Genomic DNA, 26,293 nt, shown 5'->3' on the forward strand with positions numbered 1-26,293 from the left:
TTAACTTTATTCCTTTTAAAAGCCATGCAATTATTTTATAACCCCACCCTTACTCAGCACGACAACCAAGTTACTTTCCCAAAAGACGAAAGCCGACATATTGTTAAGGTGCTTAGAAAAACCACTGGCGATACCCTTTATATTACCAACGGAAAAGGCTGGTTATTTCAGGCCCAACTAAGTGTGGCCGATTTTAAAAATTGCTTGGCGACCATTACAGAAAAATCGTTTCAGGAGCGACACAAGTATTACCTGCATCTTGCTGTAGCCCCCACCAAAATGAACGATCGTTACGAGTGGTTTCTTGAAAAGGCAACAGAAATCGGCATTGATGAGATTACCCCCATTATTTGCGACCACAGCGAACGTAAGACCATAAAACCAGAACGTTTTGAACGTATTTTGCAATCGGCCATGAAACAGGCATTGCAGCATTACCTGCCCAAACTTAATCCGGCCCAAACTTTTTCAGAATTTATGCATCGCCCTCCTACCGGCGAGTTGTTTATCGCCCATTGCGAGCCCACCGAAAAGCAGGCCCTAAAACAGCGCTTAAAACCGGCACAGCACATAACCATCCTTATTGGTCCAGAAGGCGATTTTAGTGTTAAAGAAATTGAAACCGCCCTAAAAAACAACTTTATTCCTGTAACTTTGGGAAACACTAGGTTACGCACAGAAACGGCAGCCATTGTCGCCTGTCATTCCGTAGCCTTTATAAACGACAGTCTATGAGCAAGGTTTTAGCCTTTTTTTTATTTTTTGTTAGTAGTGTACTCACGGCACAAGAATTGGCCGTCCTAAAATATCAAGGCGGCGGCGATTGGTATAGCAACCCTACGGCCCTGCCCAACCTAATTGCTTTTTGCAACAACAATATAGGTACTGCCCTATCGCCAAACCCCGAAACCGTAGAGGTTGGTAGTGTTGACATTTTTCAGTACCCCTTTCTGCATATGACAGGGCACGGCAACGTTTTTTTTAGTGATACCGATGCCGAAAACCTGAGAAACTATTTACGTTCTGGCGGCTTTTTACATATTGATGATAACTATGGCATGAAGCCCTACCTTACAGAAGAGCTAAAAAAAGTGTTTCCAAACGACGCCCTTATCGAGCTCCCTAAAAACCACCCTATTTTTAATGTGGCTTTTAAATTTCCTGAAGGCCTCCCCAAAATCCATGAACACGATGGCAAACGCCCGCAGGCCTTTGGTATATTTTACGAAAATCGGTTGGTGCTGCTCTTTACCTTTGAAAGCGATCTAGGCGACGGCTGGGAAGACGAGGTGGTACATAACGACCCACCACATGTAAGGGAAAAAGCACTAAAAATGGGCGCTAACATTATAAAATATGCTTTCGAACATTGAAACAGCTTACCCATTATAACATCCCTTTTAAAAAACAGACCTTCCCCATAACCTTGGTTTGCGATAACATTACCAATGCCCCAAATGTGGGCAGCCTTTTTAGAACAGCCGATGCCTTTGGGGTAGAGCGCATTATTTTTTGTGGCAGCCCCATTCCCATGGGACGAAAAATGACCAAAACAGCACGAGCTACCGAAAAAGTTGTCCCGTTTGAAGTTTCAGAAAACATCGAACACACCCTAAAAGAATTAGAACAAGAAAATTATACCATTGCCGCCCTAGAAATAACCAGCACCAGTAGCCCTTTATCTAATTTGGCCATACACAACCAACCTATAGCCTTGGTTATTGGCGATGAAAATTTTGGGGTATCTAAGGCAGCTTTAAATTTATGTCATGCCGTATACCATATCGATATGTTTGGGCAAAACAGCAGCATGAATGTGGTTCAGGCAACAGGCATTGCTTGCTATGTCATAACCCAAAAGCTACTTGGTAAGTAATTTTTTAATGTATATTTATCCTATGGACTCAAAAGTTATCTCGAAAGGTATTTTACGTGCGATAGCCATTTTATTTGGCATAACCCTATTGTGTGTGTTACTTTATAAAATTCAATCGGTTATTGTTTACATTGCTGTTGCATCGGTTATCTCCCTTATAGGCAGGCCTATAGTCTTGTTTTTAAGGCAGAAGTTAAAATTTAAAAATACCCTTGCCGTTGTAACGACCATGTTTATTTTCCTGGGTTTGTTGGCCGGGCTAATAGGGCTCTTTATCCCCTTACTCATTAAGCAAGGACACAATTTATCGCTTTTGGATATTGAGCAGTTAAAGCACAACATTCAACATGTGTACATCCAAATTGTAAGTTATTTTGACATCAACCAAATAAACATTGAAAAATCCCTTCAGGAATCGAACTTGCTTAACCGAATAGATTATGCCTTAATCCCCAATTTTTTAAATGCTTTGCTAAGCGGTTTTGGGTCTTTTGGTATTGGGCTTTTTTCAATCCTATTTATTTCGTTTTTCTTTTTAAAGGATAGCCGGCTGTTCGAAAACAGCCTTATGGCCTTAATTCCAGAAGGTAAGGAAAGCCGTTGGGAAAAATCTTCAGAAAAAATTAAAAGCCTCCTTTCGCGCTATTTTGTGGGATTGATTTTTCAGATTTCCATTTTGTTTTTAATCTATACCATCGGGCTGCTAATTGTTGGGGTAGAAAATGCCATAGTAATTGCTTTTTTATGTGCCCTTTTAAACCTTATCCCTTATGTGGGCCCTTTAATTGGTGGGGCTTTAATGATTACCCTAACCATGACCAGTAACCTAGAAAATAGCTTTAGCGAAGTTATCCTTCCCGATGCGCTTTATGTTTTAATTGTTATTGTTATTGGCCAGTTGGTAGACAATTTTTTTAGTCAGCCATTTATTTTTTCCAAAAGTGTAAAATCACATCCTTTAGAGATTTTCTTAATTATTTTAATTGCCGGAATCCTGTTTGGTGTGGTGGGCCTTATTGTTGCCATACCCGCCTATACAGCCATAAAAGTGATTTTGAAGGAGTTTTTGGCAGAAAACAAATTGGTAAAAAAACTTACTAAAGACCTGTAATTTCTTTTGAACAAAGCCATTTTAAATACTAGTTTTCAGGCGTTTATACAAACCCATTTAAATACCCAAATTACCGATTTAGCCTTAAAAGGCTCGCCCTTTAGCGCCATTGACATTAAGGCCCTTATCGAACAAATTGAAGCCAAAAAACGATGTGAAAGCAAACTCCCCACATGGTTTAACACAACAAACATTTACTACCCCAACAAGCTTAATATTGAACAGACCTCGTCTGAAATTACCGCTAAATACAAATCGAAATTAATGACTGGAAACACCTTAATCGATCTAACCGGCGGTTTTGGGGTTGATGCGTATTACTTTTCAAAACAGTTTAAAACCGTAACGCATTGCGAGATTAACAGCGAGTTGTCTCAGATAGTTTCACACAATTTTAAAGCCCTTAAAACCACCAATATTGACACCGTTTTAGGGGACGGATTAAACTATCTAAAAACAGCCCAACAAACCTTCGATTGGATTTATGTAGACCCCTCCAGAAGGCACGATACAAAAGGGAAGGTCTTTTTTTTAAAAGATTGTTTGCCCAACATCCCACAACATTTAAACACCCTGTTTAACCACACCAATAGCGTTATGGTTAAAACCTCGCCTCTTTTGGATATTTCGATAGGATTGGAAGAGCTAAACCACGTAAAAGACATTCATATTATAGCAGTTAATAATGAGGTTAAAGAGCTTTTATGGGTTTTAGAAAAAGCCTACACTAAGGCACCGTCAATAAAAACTGTTAATTTAACCAAAACAAAACAACAGGAATTCAGCTTTAAGTTAGATGACGAAGTCAGTGCTAAACCCAACCTAAGATTGCCTCTAACCTATTTATACGAGCCCAACGCTGCCATTTTAAAATCTGGAGCGTTTAAATTAATCTCTGAGGCCTTCAACGTTTTTAAACTTCACCAACATGCGCATTTATACAGTGCGAACACTGTAATAGATTTTCCGGGAAGGGCTTTTAAAATAACTGCGGTGCTCCCCTACAACAAAAAAGCCTTAAAAAAAGCCGGGCTTGTAAAAGCAAATATTACAACAAGGCATTTTCCTGAAAGCGTGCAACACATCCGAAAGAAATTCAACATAAAAGATGGTGGCGAACTGTATTTGTTTTTCACAACCAACCTAAACAATGAAAGAATGGTACTAATTTGTGAAAAATTGGGCGAGTTACAGCGCAAGCCCTTATCTTCGCAAAAAAAACTACCATGTTAAAAGCTGTTTTATTTGATATGGACGGGGTTATTGTAAACACCGAGCCTTTGCACCACAAAGCTTATTACCAAATGTTTAACCAAGTAAACATTCATGTTCCTGATGCTTATTACCGTGCGCATACAGGCAGCTCTACCATAAACATCTGCCGGCAGATAAAGCAAGATTTTAATTTGCCGCACACGCCAGAAACCTTGGTACAACTAAAACGGGACAGCTTTAAGGAACTCTTTAAAAACGACCCCAGTTTACAGCTTATTGAAGGCGTACTGGATTTAATTAAGGACTATTACCACAACGGCTTAAAATTAGTCTTAGCATCTTCTGCACACATGAACACCATTAATAGTGTTTTCGACAGGTTTGAATTGGCTCCTTATTTTGATGCCAAATTTAGTGGCGCCGATTTAAAAGCCTCCAAGCCACATCCTGAGATTTTTATAAAGGCAGCAGCCTCAACAGGATTTAACAAACAAAACTGCATGGTTATCGAGGACTCGACAAACGGCATTAAAGCCGCTAAATCTGCCGGGATTTTTTGTGTGGGTTACGACAGTAAAAACTCCAAAGCGCAAGACTATTCGCTAGCCGATAAGGTTATCGATGATTTTTCCAGCATTCACTACCATAAAATTGTTACCCTTCACAAACAAGGTTTTTAAGCTAAAGCATTAAAAAAAGCAGCCTATAGGGTTGCTTTTGCATTTTGTTTATTTGGAGCCCGAAGTACAGAATAAAATAAAAATGACGTCACCGCAAGCTTGTCGTAATAACGTCATGGCGAACGTAGCGAAGCCATCGCTTTCCGGATAGACACATCACAAGGCTAACGTCATTGCGATCACGAGGCACGAAGTGGGAAGCAATCTTTAAACTAATAGGCCACACTAAAAGATTACTTCGGTCGTGCCTCCCTCGTAATAACGCTAATCGTTTTGGTGAACACAACGAAGCAATCGCTTACCAGTAAACCACCATAGCAAGGCACTTTCATGCAGTATTAGGGAAACAAACCACGTAATGAGCTTGATTGATTATGCTTTATTTTTCAAAATAGTCTGTGCTATCCCTTCAAAATCGGCATTACTGGGAACATGTTTAGATCCTTCCAATAAAATAACTTTTTCTAAAGAAGGAAAAATTTCTTTAGTGCGTTTCATCATCTTTCTACCGGGAAACATCAAGTCCTTTTCGGCTGCAATAATAGTGATGGGTGTTTTTATATTTTTTGCTGTCTGTTTAGGAATTATTGGCAAGGGTGAAAAGTCCATATGACAATGCTGAAAAGTAGCTGACATAAACTGAAGCGCAAAAGCATCGTACTCCGAAAACAGGGCATCCATAACCCGCTTGATATACTTTGGCTTATTGGTTTTTATAAACTTTTTTAAAGGGATGAACATTTTAATCAAACCCAGCAAGGGATTTCCGTTAACGATGTAAACAGGCGCTATTAAAAACACATGTTTGATGGGAGTTTCATTAAACTCCAATGTTTTTAAGCTAATCAAACCACCAAATGAAAAGCCAACCAAAGTGACCGCTTTAAGTCGTAACTTAATGATGATTTCGGTGAGCCATTTGCCATAATCCAATGACTTCATATCTAATCGGTTTTCGGCACTTTTATTGGGCTGCGCCAAAACATCTACCGCATACACGCAGTATTTGGTAGTGAGCCTGGAAAACGATTCCAATATGAGTGGCGCACAACCGCCTGTACCATGAATGAGCAGTAAAGGCGGATTCTGTTTATCGCCGGACACGATGATGTTGGTACTACCAAAGCGCGTTTCCAACTGTTGCTCGGAATAGGCTAGCTCTAGTTGTTCTAATTTTTGCTTATACAGCTTTAAAATGGTTTCTTTTCCTTCTTGTGATTTAAAAAACATCGGTTCGTTTTTTGATTGCTGATTATTTAGGATTGACTGATGACGATGTTACCTACTTTACGGCCCGTTTCAAGATAGTGATGCGCTTCTACAAGCTGTTCTAACCTGTACGTTCTATCGATAACGGTTTGAAGTTTCTCCTGCTTAAAAAGAGGCACCAATTCAGTCAATAGGGCTTTTAGAACGTGTTGTTTACGAATACCCGTTGCTGAAAACTTTACTTGTTTAGGCTTAAAAAGGCTATATCGTAAGGTTTCAAAACTTAATACCGGTGTTACAAATACTCCGTTATCACTGATTATATTTTTACAAGCTTTATAGGATGACTTCCCAACCGTATCATAAACAACATCATAGCGTGTGCCTCCAGTTGTAAAATCGGTTTCCTTGTAGTCGATAACCTTATCCGCTCCCAGTGATTTTACCAATGTCCCATTTTTGGCACTACATACACCCGTTACTCTGGCTCCCATATATTTTGCCAATTGTACGGCAGCCGTACCCAAACTTCCAGAAGCTCCATTCACTAAAATATGCTGTCCTGACTGGAGTTTGGCTATATCCTTTAAAAAACTGTAGGATGTTAAAAATCCATCACAGATGGGTGCCGCTTGTTCATGGGAGAGGTGGTCTGGCTTTGAAACTATGATGCCTTCTTGGTTCACACAGATATATTGCGCGTTGGTACCATTGCTGAATAGCTTTTCCCCAAATACGGCATCGCCTATTTTAAATTTAGTAACCTGATTGCCCACAGCTTCCACAATGCCTGAAAACCCAGTTCCCAAGGCTGGATTTTTGGGTTTAAAAAGCCCGACAAAAAATCGCCCAAACTTTGGCGTGCCTTGGCGCATCATGGTATCGGCCCGTGTTATGGATGATGCCCTAATGTTTATTAAAACTTCATGGGGTTGTGGTGTGGGCTTGTCCACTTCTTGTATTTGAATGACTTTTGGCGAACCATAAACAGTATATACTGCTGCTTTCATACTTGTAATTATTTACAACAAAGTTGCAACTTGTTTGTGTTGTGAAGGTTCGTGTTTGGAAATTGGAACTTATTTAGCCTTTCATCAATTTGTTCAATGCACTTTGTGATCCTTCACTACCCAATTCAACGGCTTTTGTATAGCTTTTTATGGCAGCTTCTTTTTGGTTGTATTTTAAGTAAGCTTCACCCAATGAATCCCATAAATTACCATCTTCAGGAAATAATTTCACATTGAGTTTAAACAATGCCAATGCCCAATCAGGTTGGTCTTCTTTTTTCAGCCTGCTGTATCCTAACCTATTTAAAACCTTATGGTCGTTAAATTCATATGTAAGTTCTCTATTTAAAAAATCAGGTAATTTTTCGGCATCGGATGATGGATTGGTTCTCATAAATTCATGAATCAATTCATATATATTTCTGGGAATGGGTGTCGCATTATAATTGGTGTCGAAAATCATCTTACCAATTTCTCTCGCCACGTTTTCCGATTCACGCCCTAAAAATGCATTTGTGATGTATATGACCACAACATCGTCGTCTATAAATCGAACGAAGTCTGCAAAGTACAAGCCATTACTACCATTATGGGCGACGATTTTTGTATCTCTATCACTTTTAGATATGGCCCAACCATAGCCATAATACGATGTCATGTTATCATTTTCGGCTACGTGTGCCGTTTCTTGTACCGCTCTAGTTTTGGACGTTAATATGGCATTGTTTTTTAAGGCCACATGCCATTTGTATAAATCTTCTACGGTAGAATGCATGTCGCCCTTACCGATACTATACCAATGATTACTATTGTAAGGCAGGTGTTGCTGGGTAGTTCCCCAATCTGTCCATTTTTCATCATCTCTATTATAGTAATAGCCATGCGCCAGTCGCTCTGTACTAAAATGGATACGTTTATATCCTGTACTTGTCAATTGAGCAGGTCCAAATAGGTTTTCCTGTAAAAAAACATTATAGGTCTGGCCTGAAACCAACTCCAATATAGCCGTGAGCATAATATAGTTGGCATTTGCATATTGATACGCTGTGCCAGGTTTAGATTGTAATTCTGACTCAAAAAACGCTTTCAAAAACTGTTCCTTGCTTGCTTCATGATATCTGAACCCTCCTGTTCTATTGGATATTCCAGAGGTATGTGTTAATAATTGATGAATCGTTATATCCTTTTTATCACTGGGTGTCTGAATAAAATAGGAACTGATTTTATCGGATGTTTTTATTTTTCCTTGCTCTACCAATTTTAAAATAGCGGATGCCGTAAATTGTTTGGTTACCGAACCAATATTAAAAACAGTTGCTGGTGTGTTGGGTATTTTATTGTCCCTGTCTGCCCATCCATAGCCTTTAGATAAAATAATGTCTCCCTTTTTAGCAACCAAGACAACTCCCGAAAAGCCGTTGGTTACGCTCGACTCCAAATACGAGTCAATTTTGTTTAAGAGCTCTTTATTGCTGTTTTGAGAATAGGCACTTAACGTTGAAAGCACGATAAATGCAACAAATACTATTTTAATAGGTGATTTCATTTTGTTATTTTTTTTGGTGCCATATTCTAACGCAGCACCTATGGCAATACCTAATACAAACCATAATTGCATATTTGAGGTTGCATAGCCTATTATAGTGCCTAGTATGATTCCTATGCCTAATTTAACGCCTTTTCTGCTTTTTTTAGTTTTCATTTTTTCCATTATTGGTGTTCTTAATTGAATTATGTAAAATTACAACAGCTTCAAATAGGAAAGGTTCTACTTTAAAAATCAGAACGAATCTTTTTGGGTACTTTTTAGATATGCATTGGGTGTTATCCCTTCTATTTTTTTGAAAAACGTATTAAAGACTGTTTTAGAATTAAAACCACTATCGTATGCCACGGCCATAATGGTCAAGCTTTTGTTTTCTTCTAAAAGAATACGCGCTTTAAACTCGTTTACTCGGTAAGAATTCACATATTCTGAAAAGTTTTTCTGGAAGCCCATGTTTAACAATTGCGACACATAATTTGCTGGAAGCTCTAAATAAGACGCCAAATCCTTTAATGCCAGATCTGGGTTTAGGTACAGCTTGTAATCTACCATAATTTGTTCCAGTTCTTTGCTGTACTTTTCAATTTCGTTAGCATCCAGTAAGGCTTGTTTGTACTTTTTCTCCCGTTTGTAGTTGACATTATCTGGAATGGCTTTAAGCATGATGTCTTTAAACCTTTTATGATTTTTTACAGACTTAAGAATTGGTGACGGGTTTAATAATAAAATTAACGGCAACCGTTTATGGTATGCTTCAGTTAATAAATCAACCACCTTTTCATTATTTCCTAATAAGGCATTAACTAATATCAAAAAGGTAAATGCCTTATCTGCTAGTGCTGTTGCTAAATAGGTTTCTAATTCTTTTAATCCATCATGACACTTATCCGTTTCATTGAGCTTGGCATAGCACATGGTTTCACCTCCCAATTTGGTGAGGTCTTTTACAGAAACGCCTTTAAGCGAACCGAAATATATCAAAGCTTCATCTGGTTTGCCCGATAGTAATAAACAAAGCCCTATATAAATTGGTGGAAAGGGTAACATGGGGTCCAGCTCCAATGCCTTGTTTAAGAAAGGTATGGCAGTGGTATATTCTTCTTGTAAGTAATATAAAAATCCTTTATAATGATGGTTGATAGCGGCATAAGGATCTAACTGTAACGCTTTGTCAAGATAATTACGCGCTGCATCTAATTTTCCTTCCACCGTCAAAAAATTAGAAATAGTTAAGTAAATATCGTCTGCTTGTTGTATCTCCAAAGCCTTATTGGCATGTTCGTAAGCTTTCTTAAGATTCCAGTTTTGCCAGCATTCTATCCAAGCCAAATTCAATTGTGACCTCGATGAGTTTGGGTCTAGCTCCAATGCCTTTAACAAATAAGGCTGGGCTTTTTCGTAGGCTTCGTATGCAGGTAAAAGCCCCATGGTTCCCATATTAAAATAGGCTAGATTAATATCCAGATAGGGACTTGAAAAATGGGGAGCTTTATGGATGACATCTTTTAAGATATTGATACCTTTTATTGAGTTTTTATAATCCAACTTCATGATATAATACCGCCCTTTCAGGTATTCTCTATAAATAGCTACAGGAACATCAATAGGTTCTACTAGTTTATCCTGAATCTCAATATGCCCAATATGCTCCCGTAAGCGCTCCGCAATAAACAGGCTAATTTCATCCTGAACGGCAAAAATATCATCGAGGTTTCTATCAAAGGTTTCCGACCAAAAATGGAAGTCTTCTGCTGTATCTATCAGCTGTACCGTAATCCGCATTGTAGACCCTGACAGTCTTACACTGCCTTCTATAAAGGTTGCCACACCCAGTTTTTCTTTAACCTCTTTAGTGGTTACCGGTTTATTTTTAAAATAAAAAGACGATGTTCTTGAGGTAACGGCCAGGTCTTTAATTTTTGCCAAGGCGTTAATGACCTCTTCCGTTAAACCGTCACAAAAATATGCGTTGTTTTGACTTTTACTCATATTCACGAAAGGCAAAACGGCTACGGTAGTTTTGTTTGTGGGTTTATTAGAAGACATTAAAAAGTGTTATTGATTGGTTGCAAGTAAGGTTTAAAGATAGAAAAAGATGAGGAACAACAAAGTACTCCCCTGGTTTTTGTGCATCATTTATAACCACATAACACGACCCCAACACAAGCTCACAAAGTATTAAGAACCCTCTGTCATTCCGAAGGAGCAAAGCACTTTGTCATTCCGACAGAGCAAAGCGACGAGGAATCTCATGCGGCCTCCCTCCCAGCAAACTGGCGGGCAAGCCTTGTTATTATGTTATAACAATTGGATTGTTTGTACTAAAAGATTACTTCGGTCGTACCTCCCTCGTAATGACGTTAATCGTCATGGCGAGCATAGTAAAGCAACAGATCAACCAATTGAGCTTTTGTCATGCCGCACGCGATGCGGCATCCATAATTCGTTATAAACCTAAACCCTAAATCACCTTTCAAAACCTCAACGTCCATTCAGGAAGACAAACACAATTGGATCGTTTGTACTAAAAGATTACTTCGGTCGTGCCTCCCTCCTAATAACGCTAATTATCATGACGAGCGTAAAGAAGCCATCTCTTTTCTGATAGACACATCACAAGGCTAACGTCATTGCGAGTACAACGAAGCAATCTCATGACTAGTAAGTCCTCCACTTTTTTTACAAGCACCATGTCATTCCGACAGAGCAAAGCGACAAGGAATCTCATACAACTTGCTCACTGGTTTACTTGCCACTACACACCACTTTCATGTGTATTGTGTTAACCTTTTAAACTTTTTACCATTAAATATTGAAACAAAAACCCATATTATGAAAAACACTTACATAGTATTTTCTACAATACTTCTTTTAGTCACTTTTATGGCTCCCGCCAATGCCCAACGCGCTTGGGTAAAAAGCAAGGTTAAACAGGACATGAAAGAAAAGTACGCCGAGCCCGAAAAAGAAAAAGGCCGTGAAGCTATTAGAGGTGTATCCTATGAAAATGACAGCCGCTATCCCGTACCAGAAAATCCGGTTCAAGCTACCATAGCCATGGAGCTTATGTCTTTTAAAAAAAATGGAAAAGTAAAAGATAACACAACAACTAAATGGGTCTTTGGTAAAACAGGCGAATGTATGATTGTAAATGAAGGAACCAAAGACGAAAACCGTATGCTGTTCGATTACAAAGGCGCCGCCATGTATATGATCAATCAGCAAGAAAAAATAGCAACAAAAATGCCCATAATTAACTTTCAAAAAATGGCAGAAAAATTAGTTGCAGAGCATATAGATTTTGAAGATGAAAACGGGGTTTGGCAACAAACCAACCAAACGCAAACCATTCATGGGTTTAAATGCCAAAAGTACATATACACCAATAGCAAAGAAAAAACCACCATGCACGTTTGGGTCACCAAAGATATTAATATCGACCTAAGTGGCAACCATGTGTTTGGCGGACAGATTAAAAATTTCACCAATAGCGCTTGGCGCACCAAATCTTCAAAAATAGACAACAATTATCCGCAAGGCATGATGGTGAGAAGTGTGTTCTTCGAAAACAATAAAGAGACCCCAAATACGCAAATGGATATCGTTTTATTTGAAAAGAAATCGAATCCGGCATACTTCAATTTAGAAAACTACATGGTCAATGATATCCTAGACAAACTGTAACAAAACAACCATCTCGTTGCGTTGTATGCCCCCCAACAATCCCAGCAAACAACAAAGGGCAATTCCACAAAATCTAACACATTATAATAAATGTTAACCTTTAGGTATTAAAAACCATAAAGAAAATGAACCCTAGGGGCAACCCTGAAAATATTTTAAAAATTTAATCACAAAAAATGACAACACTTAAAAACAAACTTAACGTTTTAGTACTCGCATTAGTAGCGATTACCACCTACAGCAGTTGCAGTAGCGATGATGATACCCCAACACCTGAAGCTATCACCTACCAAGTAACCATAAATGCTTCGCCAAATGAAGGAGGAACCATCTCCCCACAAAGTGGTGAATTTGATAAAAATCAACTAATAGAACTAACGGCCACGCCAGCTGCTGGCTGGGAGTTTGTAGCATGGCAAGGCGACATCAACAGTACAGACAACCCTGTACAACTTACCGTAGATGCCGCTAAAACAGTAACAGCAATCTTTGAAAGTCTTCCGCTGTTTTATCTGGCCGATAACGGTGTTACCGTAATGGCCCCTTTAGCTGAAGTGGGAGATACAGGAGTTGTAAATGGTATTACATACACCAAACGTACGGCAGACCAAATTACGATAAACAATGCCGAAACCACCTGCACCAGTGGGATAACAGATATGAGTAACCTCTTCTTAGCTGAAAGTAGCTTTAACGGAGATATCAGCCATTGGGATGTCAGCAATGTTACTAACATGAGTTCTATGTTTCGTGGAGCGACAAACTTTAACAGAGACATCAACAGTTGGGATGTGAGCCATGTAACAAATATGTCCTACCTATTTCTCAAGGCCGAAAACTTTAACCAAAGCCTAAGCAACTGGAACGTGGCCAACGTAACTAATATGGAAGGCATGTTTAAAGATGCTTGGCACTTTAATCAAAATATAAACAACTGGAATGTGAGCAGTGTCACAAACATGGCACAAATGTTTTATACTTCTTATATTGGCGGTAATAGCGTATTTAATCAAAACCTTAGTAATTGGGATGTAAGCAATGTAACAGATATGAGCTATATGTTTTGGTTTGCCAAAGAATTTAACGGGGATATTAGCACCTGGAACGTGAACAGCGTAACAAACATGTATGGTATGTTTACTAGTACCTATGCCTTTAACGCAAACCTTAGCAACTGGGACGTAAGCAGTGTAACGGATATGGGGGGGATGTTTAACAATACCAGTGTCTTTAACCAAGACCTTACGGGTTGGTGTGTTTCAAATATTCCTTCCGAACCCAATAACTTTGCCTCTATGAGCGCCTTAACTAATAACAACAAACCTATTTGGGGCACCTGCCCATAAACCAATAACGAGGCTGTCTAAAAAGCAATCACTAAATGTCATGGCGAGAAATTTTAATTTTGAAACAATCTTTTAATCAATATTTTAAATTTAAAAATCCCTTCACTTTACTCGAAATGACAACTTTTCAGACAGCCTCTATTCATTAAAAAATAAATTCAGAAAGGCATGCTTTTCATGCTTTGATACCGCATTCATTCCGTGCTTGACACGGAATCTATAAAGAGCTGTATATCTAGCCCCTGAATCACCCTTCGAAAACCTCAACGCCCGTCCAGGATGACAAACACAATTGGATCGTTCGTACTAAAAGATTACTTCGGTCGTGCCTCCCTCCTAATGACGTTAATCGTCATGACGAGCGTAAAGAAGTCATCTCTTTTCTGATAGATACATCACAAGGCTAACGTCATTGCGAGTACAACGAAGCAATCTCATTACTAGTAAGTCCCCCACTTTTTTTTACAAGCACCATGTCATTCCGACAGAGCAAAGCGACGAGGAATCTCATGAGGCCTCCCTCCTAATGACGTTAATCGTCATGATGAGCGTAACGAAGCCATCTCTTTTCTGGCAGATACATCACAAGACCAACGTCATTGCGACCACGAGACAGGAAGTGGGAAGCAATCTCTAAACTGATAGGCCACACTAAAAGATTACTTCGGTCGTGCCTCCTTCCTAATGACGTTAATCATCATGGCGAGCGTAAAGAAGTCATCTCTTTTCTGATAGATACATCACAAGGCCAATGTCATTGCGACCACGAGGCAGGAAGTGGGAAGCAATCTCTAAACTGATAAGCCACACTAAAAAGATTACTTCGGTCGTGCCTCCCTCCTAATGACACTAATCATCATGGCGAGCGTAGCGAAATAATCACTTAACCAGTAATCCACTATAGCAAGACGCTTTCAGGCGGTGTTAAGGTAATCGAAATACGATTAGGTGTTGTTAATACACAACAAAAAAGAGAACCTAACAAAGAGTTACGAGACGTATAAAAACAAAAAATCCCCACTAAAATAGTGAGGATTAATGTGATCGCGACAGGATTCGAACTAAATTTAAAATCCCCTTTATTTATAGGCTTTCACTAATCCTTTCAAACTATGTTGACCGAATTGTGTATTTACAATTTGACTTTCAATCTTATTGTAAAGATAAGCATTTCAAAAGAGTAAAACTAACCAAATACTACTAAAACTTATGATTAATCTATTAAGTATTTGTTGACAATTTCTTCTTCTATTCCGCTGTATTCAACAAACTCTTTGATTGTGACAAATTGGTAAGATTCCTTTCCAAAGTAGTTTCTAATATCATTTAAAAGCTTACGCCCATAACGTTCACTGCGTCCTGTGATACGCTGAATATCCTTTGGGTATATGCAAGCTCTTTTTGGGGTCATCATACTTTATCTATACTTTATCCATACATCATCCATACTTTATTTTTTATGATGATGGTGATGGTGATGCGTTGTTAAAATGTTGGAAATCCCGATAGGGTTTTCAATATTTTAATGACGTTTTTGGTTGTATCGGAATGGATGACCGAAAACGGAATTGCTTTTTTAACAACGTGCCATAAAATTACGTGATTTGGTTTCATTAATCAAAAAACGAATTATTATGGCAAAACAAACTGGAATTATTAAACTAAAAGGAACTATCGGTGGTATTTCCTTTTACAAAACGACTGACGGACATCTTGCACGTGAAAAAGGTGGTGTTGATGGCAATCGTATTGCAAATGATCCTGCGTTTCAGAGAACACGTGAAAATGGGTCTGAATTTGGCCGTGCCGGTAAGGGTGGTAAAGTATTACGAAATGCTATTCGTATTCTTTTACAAAATGCAAAGGACAAACGTGTGGTTTCACGTTTAACTAAAACACTTGTAGCGATTACCAAAACTGACACCACTAATGAGAGAGGATCTAGAACACTTCAAGATGGGAATTTAAGCTTGTTAGAAAACTTTGAATTTAATCTGAATGGAAAGTTAGGCACAACACTTTTCACCCCGTTTACGAATGCTTTTGACCGTGTTTCTGGGGATGCAATTGTGAACCTTGATGCGTTTTCTCCAACGGTAAGAATTGCAGCTCCAACTGGAACAACCCATTTTAAGGTGGTAATGGGTGCTTCTGAATTGGATTTTGAGAATGAAACCTCAACTTTTGAAAATGATGAGACTACTATTCTTCCATATACAGCTGATGATACTGCTGTTATTGCCTTAACAGCTTCTTTGACCGCTAACTCAACTTTACCTGTTGTTCAGGTGTTGGGAATTGAGTTTTACCAAGAGGTAAACGGACAGATGTACGAGCTTAAGAATGGTGCTTACAACGCTTTGGCAGTTGTTATTGTAGATACGCCGTAAGTATGGAATTAGTGCTGCATAGAGCCTATTTTAAAGAGGGCACCAATGGTGCTCTCTTTAATTCTGGCAAGTTTCTTTGTCATACCATTGAACTGCCCTGGAACAATAACAAGCGAAACATTTCCTGCATTCCTGAAGGTACTTATGAAGTTGAACCACGTTTTTCAAAACGGTTTAAGCATCATTTGATTTTGAAGGCTGTAAAAGGTAGAAGTTTTATTCTCTTTCATCCTGCGAATGATGCCTTAAAAGAGCTTCAAGGTTGTATTGCTCCAGTAACTTATTTGAGTGGTGTTGGAAAAGGGATTTACTCTAAAAATGCTATGCAAAAACTGTTGTCTTTGGTATATCAAGCTAAAGACAGAAAAGAACAAATCTTATTAACTATTAAATCACAAAATCATGAACATCTTAGAACGTTATAAAAAACCAACCCCCAAATTTTTCAAGACTTTACGCAATATTGGTATTGCATTGGCTACTGCAGGTGGTGCCATCATAGCTGCACCAATTTCGATGCCTGCCATTGTGGTAACTATTGCTACTTATATGACCGTTGCTGGAACTGTGGCAACCACAGTAAGTCAAGCAGTTGTTACTAATGATGAAAACACTGAAATTGATGAGAATGACGATGGATTATAACACCAAATCTGCCATTATCGGCGGTACTTTCTTTTCATCAATCGTTAATATTGGTGTTGAGGATTTGATTACTACCATTATTTTGGCTGTTGTGGGTGCTACTGTGAGTTTTATAGTGTCATTATTGCTTCGGTTTTTGACTAAAAAACCTAAATCTTAAATTTTTTAATTGAACGATAAAGGAAAAAGGTCTATTGATTTTAGATGCTTTTTCCTTTTTTTCTTTGTTAAATGAATTTGAAAAATCATTATGCTTCTTATTTTCAGCTTCAACAATTTCCCTAAAATTCAATAATGATTCTTGACTAACATAATACTTATTCTGATTCAATAATCTTTCTTCTTCGATTAGCGCTTTTTTTAATGATATTCTTTTCCACATTAGTTCATAATACAAATTAACCCTGTCATCAATTTCAGGAATATTCTCTGGAATAAAAGCAGGGAAATACCTACTTTCAATTGCTATAATTTCACAAAGAATATTTATGATTGAAAACATTCTGTTACATTCGGAAATGGAATAATAATTATCATTGCCTAGACTATGGCTGATATAGTGTCTATTTAAATTTGAAGATTCAAAATCAAAACTATTTGTATTTGCATAAAACCAATTATGAAGGCAGTTTTTTAAAGAATCGTTATAAAGTTTTCTCAAATGAGGTCTAAATTCGCCTTCTTTTGCGCATATATTTTCAACTAATTCCTTTAATGAAGGTTTTCTTTTGCCTTCATCTATTGACCAATTGTAGTATGATAACAATACGCCCTCAATTACGGGTGTTAAGCAATTAATTGAAGACAGTAAATCCTTTTTAAAATAATGAAAAGTTGCTTTATCGACCAAATGAGAAAACTTATTCAAATGAGGTAAAATTAGAAACCTATAATTAACAAATGCTCTTGAATAAGGATTAAATATTATAGGACTTAATAAATAATTGATTTTTTCATTACAAGTATCTTTATCATAATTTTTAGACTCTATTTCTTCACAAAGTAATTTTATCCTTTCGAAATCTCCGCCGATTATTTCACCATTGATAAACCACCCATATTTTGAGAGTACTTGACTAACATATCTGTATTTAGCTAAATAATCATCCATTAGACAAAACTAATTCTTTTGGGGCAAAGTGTTGTAGGTGGAAGTGATTATTGATGTTGAGCGGTTGGAAAGATAAATAAAGGGCATTTTCTAAAAAATGCTCTTTTTTTATGCGCGGTGTTGAGGTGGGTAAATGAAAAGAGTGATACCCTGATAAGGGATTGAGCGAATGTAATGCCCCCTACCGCAGACACAAGGGAAACATTAATAATTGCTGTAACCTACACCGTTGAAATGGGTGGTGGGGAAAAGATGGAAAAAATTGTATGCTCTAAATTTCAATGCAAGTACGGAATTGAGCGGTTTTGTGTAAGCGTCAGTAACGGGAAAATGCGCGTCCCTAAACCTCGGGATTCCGCTGACGCACTAAAGATAGCAAAACGAGTGAATTACCGATGAGGAAATTCAGCCGTTATTGCGCTTACACGTTGTTAGCGGCTGTGTTGCTCTCAAATATATACTGTTGTTTTAACTAATTATTTTTTATAGAGGTTAGTATTCCTCAATCCAATTGTTTTTCTATTCTTCCAAGCACCTGTACTCCATAACGCCCAAACAACTAAGACGGGTTGGAATAAAAGGCGGACAAATCTTGCGGTATCTGAAGTGATGATAAAGTCTGTTTTATTTACATATTGAGCAATGTTTCCTGGAAATATCAAAACATAAAAAATTGCCAAAGCCCAACCAACATGAACTTTATATTTTGTTAAAAAAATCATAGATAGCCCCAAGGTGAGTTCAACAATGCCTGATAGAATCACAACTAAATTCTTGTCCATAGGTACCCAATTGGGAACTTGGGCTTGCCACTCCACTCGCAAAAAGGTAAAATGTCCTATTGCGGCGAAGACCATAGCTGCTCCAAGTATAATTCTAAATATGTCTTGAACTTTTGTTGTTGGTGAGTACATGCTTTTCATTGTTTAATATTTACTTAGAGTTGGCGGCTCAAATAATTTTGAAGCCCAATTGTTTCGATTAAGGAAACCTGCTGTTTAAGCCATGATAGATGCTTGTTTTCATCTTGCAAATAACTTGTCAAAAGCTGTTCAGTAACCTTATCACCTTTAATTTGTGGAAGAACTTTATTTAGCCAATCCATTCCTTTTATTTGTTCTTCCAATTCCATTTTAAATTGTTCTTGCACTTCATAAAGCACTTCTATATTGAGAGATTCCACTTTTGGCACATTGCCAAGTTCCAATAGTCTGGCAGTAAATTTTGCTATTGTAGTGGTTTCCTCGTTATACTCTTCTAACATTCTGTCAGCAAGTTTGACAAATCCCTTTTTTCTATTGATAATAGAGTGTAAGAAATGCTGTTTGGAACTACAGATTAGACCAGAAACTATGTCTTGTAAAATTTTAATGCTTTTATCGTTTATTAATGTAGTAGCCATAGAATTTTTATTTTGACAAATGAGAAATAATCGAATGCAAATTATCTTTCAGAATCATTAATCGTTCAAGCCCTATGCCCGTTCCAAGAATGCGTTCAGCAATACCCTCTGGAATGACATGAGCCTTTTCTTTTAACTGCTTGCCGTTAGTAGTTAGGTTTACGATGACCTTCCTTTCGTCTGTCATAGACCTTTCCCTTTTTACAAAACCCTGTTGCTCCAATCGTTTAAGCAATGGTGTAATGGTGTTCGTATTTAAGATAAGTTTCTGAGCAATGGTATTAACCAACATACCATCCTCCTCCCACAATACCAGCAACACTAAATATTGAGGATAGGTAATGCCCAATTCTTTAAGAAAGGGTTGGTATTCCCTTGTTATCAATCGAGATGCTGCATAAACAGGAAAGCAAAGCTGATTTTCCAGTTTTAAATAATCACAGGTCATTGAGTTATAAGTTTTAAAAAATGAGTAAATAATTAGACCAAACAGATTTCTTGTTGAATATTACCTTTAGTAGCTTGTGAATACGGACAAATCTCGTGGGCTTTATTGATAATGGTTTGTGCCATTTCGCTTTCAACACCATCAATCTTTGCTTCAATTTTAACTGCAAAGTTAATGCCTTTGGCTGCTTTCACTACGCTTACCGTTACGGTAGTTTGCGAAGAAACTTCTTGTTTCATTGCTTTAGCAATATGAATAATGGCATTGTCAAAGCAAGCCGCATAACCTGCTGAAAAAAGTTGTTCAGGGTTTGTATATTTTCCTCCTTCGCCTCCAAGTTCTTTTGGAAGTTTAACTTCTAAATCTAGAATTCCATCGTCACTTTTAACATGACCATCACGTCCACCAACTGCAGTTGATGATGTTTGATAAATTGTTTTCGTCATAATAATTTAATTAATCTTGTTAGATAATATCGTTCGCGATACAAATATATAAGTTTAATTTTATATCACAAGCGATATAAAAAAATAATATCGGGAAACTGGGGCAAAGTGTCGTAGGTGGAAGTGATTATTGATGTTAGGCGGTTGGAAAGATAAATAAAGGGCATTTTCTAAAAAATGCTCTTTTTTTATGCGCGGTGTTGAGGTGGGTAAATGAAAAGAGCGATACCCTGATAAGGGATTGAGCGAATGTAATGCATCCTACCGCAGACACAAGGCAAAACATTAATAATTGCTGTAACCTACACCGTTGAAATGGGTGGTGGGGAAAAGATGGAAAAATTGTGTGTTCTAAATTTCAATGTCAGTTCTGAATTGAGCGTGGGGAATGTCGGATATTTACTCGCTTCATTTCTATTGTTTTTTATGGTGCTCGTGAATAACCCTCATTTTAATTTGAGAACGTATTTGAGCTGTGGATAAGGGGCTATTTTACATAATGGCGTTATAGTACAGAAACTAAATGAATGCTACTATAACTACCCGTTATGTAAACATAGCTTTGGGTAGTTTTTGGTGAGAGGGTTGGAAACAGCTCTTTGCTTTTTTGCTGTACCAATTTTGAAAATAATTCCTATAAGCAAAATAAGCAATGTGCTGTGTGCGTGTTGGCAGCCAAAAACTACAATAGCGTTGGCGAGCGGAACAAACCAAAAGACAGAGGGTTTTTGCTTTTGCAACAAACTGGGTTTTGGTTTGTGGGGAATTAATAAACTATAAGTTAATCACTTCTCGTATCTAATGATGGGTGTCTCAATGGTGCTATTTCTCCATTAAAATCCTTTGGGTTTACTTTCAATTTGAAAAAATCTAAACTTAAATTTATATGTGGGTCTTTTGAACTCATAAAGAAAAAATTTCTCCCTTCTCTTGTAAAAGCCGTATTAATATTCTTAAAATCATTTCTGTAGCTTTCATTTCCTTCAAAAAGTAATTCAGCATATTCTTTATTGACAAAATCATTAAAGAAAATTTGAGTATCACTATTGATTATTTGTAAAGAATTTAACTGATGAACTTCGTCGATAGATTCTGTTGAACCGCAATCATTTTCCCCATTATTAAACTCATATACATTGGAATCGTACAAACATATCATTAATCTAGGGTGAATTGGATAAAACACTTGCAACCCTTTTGCAACCAATCCAGTTGCACCAATATAATTACCAGCTTTTTCCATTAACTGGTTATATAAAACAACTGGCGAATCTGACGTAACAAATGGTAAAAGAGAAAGATTTACAACAAAACCAAAATCGAGAAAATCTAATAGTTTTTCATTTTCGATTGCACCTATTAATGCCTTCAGAACCGGATTATTAAAACCAATAGTATTATCTTTTAATTTTTGCCACATACTTGGTTGGTATGCTTTTAATATAGCTTTCATACTTTCATTGACACTATCTTCTATTTGTTTTCCGGAACTAGGGGTTCTATAAGCTTGATAAATTACAAACCTCTTTAATAATATATAGCCATTTGTACCTTTTGGTGGTGGGTATAGTAACTTTTCTTCAGTCCAATAATAAAACATTTTAGCAACTTCGCTTTCCATTTTGGCCAAAGCATTTTCGATTACCTCATCTTCTCCGTATAGATAGTTTTCACAACCTTGGTGTTTTATTGGTGCTACTTTGATAAAAATTTTATTCTTATGATTGTATAAGCCTATGTTTTTACCTGTTTCGCCAATGGAAAATCTTTTTAAGTAAAATCTTGGGATAAAGTGATGCTTCTTCTTTTTAGACATATTTGAATTTACAGGAAAAAGAATGTGCTAGTTAATTTATTTCCTTATGATAAAATTCAATATTTTCAATTTCATAGACTTGAGTAGTGCGACAATCTAGTTTATCTGGATTGAAAATGGCCAAATTATAACCATCAGAATATAATGAACTTTGGTACTCAACTCCATCAAATCCCAACGATTTTATAAATTCTGAAATATATTGTGTTGGAATGTAATCTAACTGCTTATCTAATTTTCTGATTGGTAACGAAATTTCTTTTTGCAGTGTTTGAATGAAAGGCACATAAATTAAGAAGTCTTCTATTGCTTCATTTTCTGACCAGGGAATAGGATCATCTTTAGGGTTTCTTAAATTTAAAATTTTCAAATCTTCTTCTAATTGAAATTCTCCTACAGTAACGTAATCAAATAGTGAAGCTCGCGTTTCGTATAATGATGTTTTTAACGAATCTGCCACATATAAATATGATATACCTTTAGGATTTGCTCTGCCACCAGTTGTTAATTCTTTAGGGGGATTTCCCATTTTATCAGGTGGAAAACCATTTTTATCAGAAATACGACATCTATAAAATATTCTCCCTTTTTTAATTTCCTTATAGAAGCTTTCGTGCATAAAAAAGCTAGTAAGCTTATTTAAGTCAATTGTGTTTTGAATGTGATACCGGTTTGTATATTTTATTTCCTCTTTAAAGTCTTCCCAAATACCGTGAATTTGGTTTGTTTCGGTAAGTAAATCAATCTTAATTTCAGAAGACACATTATTATTAAACAAATCTTCAATATCTTCAATTTCATCTGCAAAAATTGCTTGGAAAAGCTCTCTAGAGTTTACAACCTTGTCTGTCGTAAGATTAAAGTCTTTTTTTAAGGATTGTGGCAGATCAAGTTCCGAAGCTTTGTCAACTGCATAAAGCGATATGATATTTCTAAAAAATGGCGAAAGCTCCCTAGCTGCATATATGGATACGTTAGTCGATCTACAGAAATTGCAATCACCTACTCTGTCATCTGCATTTATTATATTAATGAGATAGCCACTGGTAAAACAGTTAATGCAACAATTCATAACTATATATTAGTAATTACCAGTTCGATGTGGTTCATAATGGATAGTTTTTTAAGAGTTCCAAGACCAGGAAAATGACCTCTCTGTTTCAAGTCCCTAAAAATTTCTACCGCTCGGGTATGAATGTTTTGTTGATTACACCAAGCCACTAATTTATCTAAAGCTTCAGCGAACTTACCTCCGATATCTGAAGTGTCACCATTTGAATCTGAAACAAAATGTTTTACCTTAATTTTACCTGTGCCATCAATATAGGATAAATGAATTGCTACAGCTCTTGGTAAAAATCCAGAATCAGAATAATTGTCACCTATTGTGATAAAGTCACCAAATCCAACGAAACCGTCTTCTTGATAGTATCTGTATTCTTCAGAAAAACTACTTTCTTGGTCTAAATAATCAGCATTTTTAGATAACTCCTTAAAATAATCATCAAGAGACACCCTTGTATTTTGTTCAAATTCTCGGTAATATCTTCTACTTGTTTTAGAGAAGTAAATTAAATTATAAACAACATTTAGGCTTGAACTTAACAACTCAATGTTTTCTGTTGTTGTTTCAGCATTATGAATCAGAGTTACGCCATTATAATCTAGGTTTAAACCCTCAATAAATGGAATTAAAGTATCTAATTGTCTTGATGAAAAAGCATCGATAATTACAGCTAATTGATAATTTTTGTAATGATTTAGATTTTCAGTAAGAACATCAATTATTACTTGACGGTTGTTTTTTAAATCTCCAACTCTAGGGTTAATAACAACATTAAAGTTGACATTTTTAGAAGCCAGTTCCTTTAAAGAAGATTTTAATGTGGAAGAACTCTTCACAGGTTCTATTACTGGTGAAGTCTTTAAAATATCGTTTGGAAATAAGCCACATAAATCTCTTAATGCGATTAACTCAAATTGTTTACCTCTGACATATGGGAAATACATACTTTGCTTTTTTGTGATAAGAAATATTCTAATTGTTGGTATTCAATATCTGAAAAATCCAAAGAATAACAAATATGCTTAAGCGATTCTGGGATTTGTCTTTCTTTAAAAACTTCCGGATTAGAAATGTTCCTATATTTTAATTTTTGTACAACTAATTTTTGAAATTCTAAAATATCTATTTTTTTTGACATCTTAAGACATTCTCTAAAAATTTGAGTATTAGGAACATCAGGCACAAATTTAAAATAAGTTCTTATCAAGCTAATGTATTCATCTTTTCTCAATGTCTTGAAAAGAGTATCGTGCTTAAAAGTAAATGTATTTTTTTCAGCTTCTTTTACTGTTTTTAGTGCATTTCGTTGAGTTAACTCAATTATACCAATATTAGAATTATAATATTTCATTAATAGGTTTGGTATATGCTTTGAGCTTGTAACTATATAGATTTTATCTGCAAATTTTTCGTAATCAGATAACTGTTTATCTAACTTTTCCAGACCATCAAGTTCAGTTTTGATTTCATATATACGAGCTTCACCGTTTAAAAGAACAAAGTCAGCAATTGAATTACCTATTTTAAATTCATTTAATGCTATAGTGCTTTTCAAACTATATTTTCTCAATAAAAGCTTATTGATAAGAATGTTCTTATAAACATACTCATTTTTATAATTGCGAAGTAAGGATTTGTAAATTTGATTTAAAACCTGAAGATTAGTAGTACTCTCTTTGACTTTTGTATATCTATCGACACGATAAAATGTATCAAAATAATCTTCGTCTCTCACTATTTTTTTAAAATTAGCGGTAGAAAAAATTTGAGCTAAACTCCTAATTTGATTTAAATCTTTTGTTATCTCCATATATTTTACAAATCTACAAAATTCATATAGAAGTCGTAATTCTAACGACTTTTAGGTTTTTTTATTGGGTATGCGACTTTGTATCAGGTTCTTTTGTCTTTACTTTCCTTATCAAAAGCAATCAAATTGAATAGTTGTCGCATTCTGGAACGTACTCTATTGCCGTATCTTTCTTCTAATTCTTGGGCGTTTAAGTTTGTAGTTGCGTGGGTTTTGACCCCTCGACTGCGCTCGGGGTGACAGGTTCTTACAAACAAATCGTAACGAGATAAGAGGATTTCGCCCATAACATTGCAATCTTTACCAAAATGTCTTCCAGTTGTTTCTACTCCTAAATCATCAAAGCAATAGAAATTACTACTTCCATATTCTTGAATGGTTTTGTAGCCAATATTGTTGAAAGCAAACGTGATGTTTCTTGCTGGAATTAGTTCGTAGGATTTTTGGTGCGGTACAATGTGCCTCAAAAGTTTCATTAAACTGGTTTTACCACAACCAACAGGACCCGATAATAAAATCCCTTTGTTGGGGTCTATATTTAATTTTGCACAGGCTTCAAAATCACGAATGAAATAAATGCATAGTTTATAAAGCACAACTTCATCTTCTTCATAAATCTTGAAGTTTTTGCCAAATAACAACTTTCCTTTTGCATCGAGGTAAATGAGTATGCTTTTGAAATCATACTGAATACAATTGTCTTTTAACTCGCCAAGTTTGTATTGGACTCCTTTTTCGATGATTATGTGAGGTTGATTTGTGTTCATACTTGTATTTATGAGATTGCTTCACTTTGTTCGTAATGACGATGAGATCCTGAAACAAGTTCAGGATGACACAATGTGTCAAAGAGGTTCGTTGTAGTTTTTATTTTTAGTTGTCTTAAGGTTGTCCATATTTGGGACACTACTATTTTGTTTTAAATCATTTTCAGAATCGTTAAAATCTAATTTTTTTAAATTTTTCTGTTTATTACTGTTTATGTTTTCTATAGTTTGTATATGTTTATATATAGGTACCAGTGCTTGTCCAGTACTTGTCTCGATTTGAGTAGAGTTGTGTCCCACTACTTGTCCAGTACTTGTCCCAAATTTGAGCATCTTAATTTTGCTCCCTCTATACGGATTGTGAGATGGGAAATACACGATATATTTCCAATGGTTTAATTCCTTGATGCATCTGTGATAGGTAGATTTTGAACCTATTTTAGATAATTGCATAACCTCATCACGGTTTATAAAGAACTCTTCTAAAAATCGGTTTAAATTCCATAACTGGAATAAGGCTATATATAAGCTTATGTGGGTTGGATTTAAGCGACTGTCTTTAGAAAATTGACTGAAAACTGCGTTGAGATGTTTGATGTAATTTATTTCTTGCATAAGTTGACTTCTCGATACAATTTTGTGAAACAAAATCACTCGAAGTGACGTTACCTTTCATTTTTATGAGATACTGAAACAACCTTTCGACTGCGCTCAA

Annotated in this window: 27 protein-coding genes; 11 read left to right on the plus strand and 16 right to left on the minus strand. The window is 36.4% G+C overall.

Annotated elements, in window-relative coordinates; genetic code table 11:
* Positions 1-24: 24 nt before the first annotated feature.
* Genes IA57_RS11800 through IA57_RS11825 form a run of 6 tightly spaced genes read left to right on the plus strand, consistent with a single transcriptional unit; the run spans position 25 to position 4,882 of the window.
* Entirely contained in the window at positions 25-735 is a 711-nt protein-coding gene (locus IA57_RS11800; RefSeq protein ID WP_036123965.1) for a 16S rRNA (uracil(1498)-N(3))-methyltransferase, read from the plus strand.
* On the plus strand, positions 732-1,373 hold the full coding sequence (locus tag IA57_RS11805; protein WP_036123968.1) for a DUF4159 domain-containing protein: 642 nt from the start codon (positions 732-734) through the stop codon (positions 1,371-1,373). The genes IA57_RS11800 and IA57_RS11805 overlap by 4 nt, the downstream gene beginning before the upstream one ends.
* Positions 1,370-1,876, plus strand: a complete 507-nt coding sequence (locus IA57_RS11810) for a TrmH family RNA methyltransferase (protein WP_036123971.1) — start codon at positions 1,370-1,372, stop codon at positions 1,874-1,876. Before IA57_RS11805 ends, IA57_RS11810 begins: the two co-directional genes overlap by 4 nt.
* Before the next feature lie 22 nt (positions 1,877-1,898).
* Positions 1,899-2,987: an AI-2E family transporter gene (locus IA57_RS11815; protein ID WP_036123973.1), complete on the plus strand. Its 1,089-nt coding sequence runs from the start codon at positions 1,899-1,901 to the stop codon at positions 2,985-2,987.
* Positions 2,988-2,993: 6 nt separating this feature from the next.
* Entirely contained in the window at positions 2,994-4,220 is a 1,227-nt protein-coding gene (locus IA57_RS11820; protein WP_051881060.1) for a class I SAM-dependent methyltransferase, read from the plus strand.
* Positions 4,214-4,882 carry an HAD family hydrolase gene (locus tag IA57_RS11825; RefSeq protein WP_036123976.1) on the plus strand — a complete coding sequence of 223 codons (669 nt, stop codon included), beginning with the start codon at positions 4,214-4,216 and terminating at the stop codon, positions 4,880-4,882. Before IA57_RS11820 ends, IA57_RS11825 begins: the two co-directional genes overlap by 7 nt.
* Before the next feature lie 372 nt (positions 4,883-5,254).
* On the opposite strand, the gene IA57_RS11830 is transcribed toward IA57_RS11825, so the two are convergent.
* The 4 genes from IA57_RS11830 to IA57_RS11845 form a co-directional block, all read right to left on the minus strand.
* Positions 5,255-6,112 (minus strand): alpha/beta fold hydrolase, encoded by an 858-nt coding sequence (locus IA57_RS11830; protein WP_036123978.1) that lies wholly within the window; start codon positions 6,110-6,112, stop codon positions 5,255-5,257.
* Between the two features lie 26 nt (positions 6,113-6,138).
* Positions 6,139-7,101 carry an NAD(P)-dependent alcohol dehydrogenase gene (locus tag IA57_RS11835; RefSeq protein ID WP_036123981.1) on the minus strand — a complete coding sequence of 321 codons (963 nt, stop codon included), beginning with the start codon at positions 7,099-7,101 and terminating at the stop codon, positions 6,139-6,141.
* Positions 7,102-7,174: 73 nt separating this feature from the next.
* The gene (locus IA57_RS11840) at positions 7,175-8,803 is read right to left on the minus strand and encodes a serine hydrolase (RefSeq protein ID WP_229730284.1); all 1,629 of its coding nucleotides are present in this window, start codon (positions 8,801-8,803) and stop codon (positions 7,175-7,177) included.
* A gap of 78 nt (positions 8,804-8,881) precedes the next feature.
* Positions 8,882-10,693: a helix-turn-helix domain-containing protein gene (locus IA57_RS11845; protein WP_036123984.1), complete on the minus strand. Its 1,812-nt coding sequence runs from the start codon at positions 10,691-10,693 to the stop codon at positions 8,882-8,884.
* Between the two features lie 786 nt (positions 10,694-11,479).
* Between IA57_RS11845 and IA57_RS11850 the strand changes: the two genes are divergently transcribed.
* Both IA57_RS11850 and IA57_RS12410 read left to right on the plus strand, forming a co-directional pair.
* Positions 11,480-12,331: a DUF4412 domain-containing protein gene (locus tag IA57_RS11850; protein WP_036123986.1), complete on the plus strand. Its 852-nt coding sequence runs from the start codon at positions 11,480-11,482 to the stop codon at positions 12,329-12,331.
* 176 nt (positions 12,332-12,507) lie between these two features.
* Positions 12,508-13,677: a BspA family leucine-rich repeat surface protein gene (locus IA57_RS12410; protein ID WP_051881061.1), complete on the plus strand. Its 1,170-nt coding sequence runs from the start codon at positions 12,508-12,510 to the stop codon at positions 13,675-13,677.
* Positions 13,678-14,890: 1,213 nt separating this feature from the next.
* Here IA57_RS12410 and IA57_RS12575 read toward each other — a convergent pair.
* Positions 14,891-15,091, minus strand: coding sequence for a hypothetical protein (locus tag IA57_RS12575; protein WP_229730285.1), 201 nt, complete (start codon positions 15,089-15,091; stop codon positions 14,891-14,893).
* Between the two features lie 220 nt (positions 15,092-15,311).
* Here IA57_RS12575 and IA57_RS11860 point away from each other — a divergent pair, with 220 nt between their 5' ends.
* The 3 genes from IA57_RS11860 to IA57_RS11870 are packed head-to-tail and all read left to right on the plus strand — an operon-like array spanning position 15,312 to position 16,712.
* Complete coding sequence (locus IA57_RS11860) at positions 15,312-16,067, plus strand: hypothetical protein (protein ID WP_036123988.1); 756 nt, start codon at positions 15,312-15,314, stop codon at positions 16,065-16,067.
* Between the two features lie 2 nt (positions 16,068-16,069).
* Entirely contained in the window at positions 16,070-16,492 is a 423-nt protein-coding gene (locus tag IA57_RS11865) for a DUF5675 family protein (RefSeq protein ID WP_036123991.1), read from the plus strand.
* Entirely contained in the window at positions 16,470-16,712 is a 243-nt protein-coding gene (locus IA57_RS11870; RefSeq protein ID WP_036123994.1) for a hypothetical protein, read from the plus strand. Before IA57_RS11865 ends, IA57_RS11870 begins: the two co-directional genes overlap by 23 nt.
* A 121-nt stretch (positions 16,713-16,833) precedes the next feature.
* Here IA57_RS11870 and IA57_RS11875 read toward each other — a convergent pair whose 3' ends face one another.
* The 11 genes from IA57_RS11875 to IA57_RS11925 form a co-directional block, all read right to left on the minus strand.
* Positions 16,834-17,823 (minus strand): hypothetical protein, encoded by a 990-nt coding sequence (locus IA57_RS11875; RefSeq protein ID WP_036123996.1) that lies wholly within the window; start codon positions 17,821-17,823, stop codon positions 16,834-16,836.
* Positions 17,824-18,299: 476 nt separating this feature from the next.
* The gene (locus IA57_RS11880) at positions 18,300-18,737 is read right to left on the minus strand and encodes a DoxX family protein (RefSeq protein ID WP_084176770.1); all 438 of its coding nucleotides are present in this window, start codon (positions 18,735-18,737) and stop codon (positions 18,300-18,302) included.
* 23 nt (positions 18,738-18,760) lie between these two features.
* Positions 18,761-19,225 carry a ferritin-like domain-containing protein gene (locus tag IA57_RS11885; protein WP_036123999.1) on the minus strand — a complete coding sequence of 155 codons (465 nt, stop codon included), beginning with the start codon at positions 19,223-19,225 and terminating at the stop codon, positions 18,761-18,763.
* A 7-nt stretch (positions 19,226-19,232) separates the two neighbouring features.
* On the minus strand, positions 19,233-19,673 hold the full coding sequence (locus IA57_RS11890; protein ID WP_036124002.1) for a MarR family winged helix-turn-helix transcriptional regulator: 441 nt from the start codon (positions 19,671-19,673) through the stop codon (positions 19,233-19,235).
* Positions 19,674-19,705: 32 nt separating this feature from the next.
* Positions 19,706-20,119: an organic hydroperoxide resistance protein gene (locus IA57_RS11895; RefSeq protein ID WP_036124004.1), complete on the minus strand. Its 414-nt coding sequence runs from the start codon at positions 20,117-20,119 to the stop codon at positions 19,706-19,708.
* A gap of 781 nt (positions 20,120-20,900) precedes the next feature.
* The gene (locus IA57_RS11900; RefSeq protein ID WP_036124007.1) at positions 20,901-21,935 is read right to left on the minus strand and encodes a DUF4238 domain-containing protein; all 1,035 of its coding nucleotides are present in this window, start codon (positions 21,933-21,935) and stop codon (positions 20,901-20,903) included.
* Between the two features lie 31 nt (positions 21,936-21,966).
* The gene (locus IA57_RS11905; RefSeq protein ID WP_051881063.1) at positions 21,967-23,007 is read right to left on the minus strand and encodes an RES domain-containing protein; all 1,041 of its coding nucleotides are present in this window, start codon (positions 23,005-23,007) and stop codon (positions 21,967-21,969) included.
* A 2-nt stretch (positions 23,008-23,009) separates the two neighbouring features.
* Positions 23,010-23,945, minus strand: a complete 936-nt coding sequence (locus IA57_RS11910; protein WP_036124010.1) for a sce7725 family protein — start codon at positions 23,943-23,945, stop codon at positions 23,010-23,012.
* Positions 23,906-24,811 (minus strand): sce7726 family protein, encoded by a 906-nt coding sequence (locus IA57_RS11915; RefSeq protein ID WP_036124013.1) that lies wholly within the window; start codon positions 24,809-24,811, stop codon positions 23,906-23,908. The genes IA57_RS11910 and IA57_RS11915 overlap by 40 nt, the downstream gene beginning before the upstream one ends.
* Before the next feature lie 83 nt (positions 24,812-24,894).
* Positions 24,895-25,578, minus strand: a complete 684-nt coding sequence (locus tag IA57_RS11920; RefSeq protein ID WP_036124016.1) for an ATPase — start codon at positions 25,576-25,578, stop codon at positions 24,895-24,897.
* A 78-nt stretch (positions 25,579-25,656) separates the two neighbouring features.
* Positions 25,657-26,193, minus strand: a complete 537-nt coding sequence (locus tag IA57_RS11925; protein ID WP_036124019.1) for a hypothetical protein — start codon at positions 26,191-26,193, stop codon at positions 25,657-25,659.
* Positions 26,194-26,293: the final 100 nt, after the last annotated feature.

Origin of the sequence: Mangrovimonas yunxiaonensis (genome assembly GCF_000733475.1) — a bacterium.
GTDB classification, from domain to species: domain Bacteria; phylum Bacteroidota; class Bacteroidia; order Flavobacteriales; family Flavobacteriaceae; genus Mangrovimonas; species Mangrovimonas yunxiaonensis.

What these genes read in the sequence shown, in the direction of transcription:
- IA57_RS11800 (WP_036123965.1), top strand. Translation starts at nt 25, where the DNA reads ATGCAATTATTTTATAACCCCACCCTTACTCAGCACGACAACCAAGTT.
- IA57_RS11805 (WP_036123968.1), top strand. Translation starts at nt 732, where the DNA reads ATGAGCAAGGTTTTAGCCTTTTTTTTATTTTTTGTTAGTAGTGTACTC.
- IA57_RS11815 (WP_036123973.1), top strand. Translation starts at nt 1,899, where the DNA reads ATGGACTCAAAAGTTATCTCGAAAGGTATTTTACGTGCGATAGCCATT.
- IA57_RS11825 (WP_036123976.1), top strand. Translation starts at nt 4,214, where the DNA reads ATGTTAAAAGCTGTTTTATTTGATATGGACGGGGTTATTGTAAACACC.
- IA57_RS11830 (WP_036123978.1), bottom strand. Translation starts at nt 6,112, where the DNA reads ATGTTTTTTAAATCACAAGAAGGAAAAGAAACCATTTTAAAGCTGTAT.
- IA57_RS11835 (WP_036123981.1), bottom strand. Translation starts at nt 7,101, where the DNA reads ATGAAAGCAGCAGTATATACTGTTTATGGTTCGCCAAAAGTCATTCAA.
- IA57_RS11840 (WP_229730284.1), bottom strand. Translation starts at nt 8,803, where the DNA reads ATGAAAACTAAAAAAAGCAGAAAAGGCGTTAAATTAGGCATAGGAATC.
- IA57_RS11845 (WP_036123984.1), bottom strand. Translation starts at nt 10,693, where the DNA reads ATGTCTTCTAATAAACCCACAAACAAAACTACCGTAGCCGTTTTGCCT.
- IA57_RS11850 (WP_036123986.1), top strand. Translation starts at nt 11,480, where the DNA reads ATGAAAAACACTTACATAGTATTTTCTACAATACTTCTTTTAGTCACT.
- IA57_RS12410 (WP_051881061.1), top strand. Translation starts at nt 12,508, where the DNA reads ATGACAACACTTAAAAACAAACTTAACGTTTTAGTACTCGCATTAGTA.
- IA57_RS12575 (WP_229730285.1), bottom strand. Translation starts at nt 15,091, where the DNA reads ATGATGACCCCAAAAAGAGCTTGCATATACCCAAAGGATATTCAGCGT.
- IA57_RS11860 (WP_036123988.1), top strand. Translation starts at nt 15,312, where the DNA reads ATGGCAAAACAAACTGGAATTATTAAACTAAAAGGAACTATCGGTGGT.
- IA57_RS11865 (WP_036123991.1), top strand. Translation starts at nt 16,070, where the DNA reads ATGGAATTAGTGCTGCATAGAGCCTATTTTAAAGAGGGCACCAATGGT.
- IA57_RS11870 (WP_036123994.1), top strand. Translation starts at nt 16,470, where the DNA reads ATGAACATCTTAGAACGTTATAAAAAACCAACCCCCAAATTTTTCAAG.
- IA57_RS11875 (WP_036123996.1), bottom strand. Translation starts at nt 17,823, where the DNA reads ATGGATGATTATTTAGCTAAATACAGATATGTTAGTCAAGTACTCTCA.
- IA57_RS11880 (WP_084176770.1), bottom strand. Translation starts at nt 18,737, where the DNA reads ATGTACTCACCAACAACAAAAGTTCAAGACATATTTAGAATTATACTT.
- IA57_RS11885 (WP_036123999.1), bottom strand. Translation starts at nt 19,225, where the DNA reads ATGGCTACTACATTAATAAACGATAAAAGCATTAAAATTTTACAAGAC.
- IA57_RS11890 (WP_036124002.1), bottom strand. Translation starts at nt 19,673, where the DNA reads ATGACCTGTGATTATTTAAAACTGGAAAATCAGCTTTGCTTTCCTGTT.
- IA57_RS11895 (WP_036124004.1), bottom strand. Translation starts at nt 20,119, where the DNA reads ATGACGAAAACAATTTATCAAACATCATCAACTGCAGTTGGTGGACGT.
- IA57_RS11900 (WP_036124007.1), bottom strand. Translation starts at nt 21,935, where the DNA reads ATGTCTAAAAAGAAGAAGCATCACTTTATCCCAAGATTTTACTTAAAA.
- IA57_RS11905 (WP_051881063.1), bottom strand. Translation starts at nt 23,007, where the DNA reads ATGAATTGTTGCATTAACTGTTTTACCAGTGGCTATCTCATTAATATA.
- IA57_RS11910 (WP_036124010.1), bottom strand. Translation starts at nt 23,945, where the DNA reads ATGTATTTCCCATATGTCAGAGGTAAACAATTTGAGTTAATCGCATTA.
- IA57_RS11915 (WP_036124013.1), bottom strand. Translation starts at nt 24,811, where the DNA reads ATGGAGATAACAAAAGATTTAAATCAAATTAGGAGTTTAGCTCAAATT.
- IA57_RS11920 (WP_036124016.1), bottom strand. Translation starts at nt 25,578, where the DNA reads ATGAACACAAATCAACCTCACATAATCATCGAAAAAGGAGTCCAATAC.
- IA57_RS11925 (WP_036124019.1), bottom strand. Translation starts at nt 26,193, where the DNA reads ATGCAAGAAATAAATTACATCAAACATCTCAACGCAGTTTTCAGTCAA.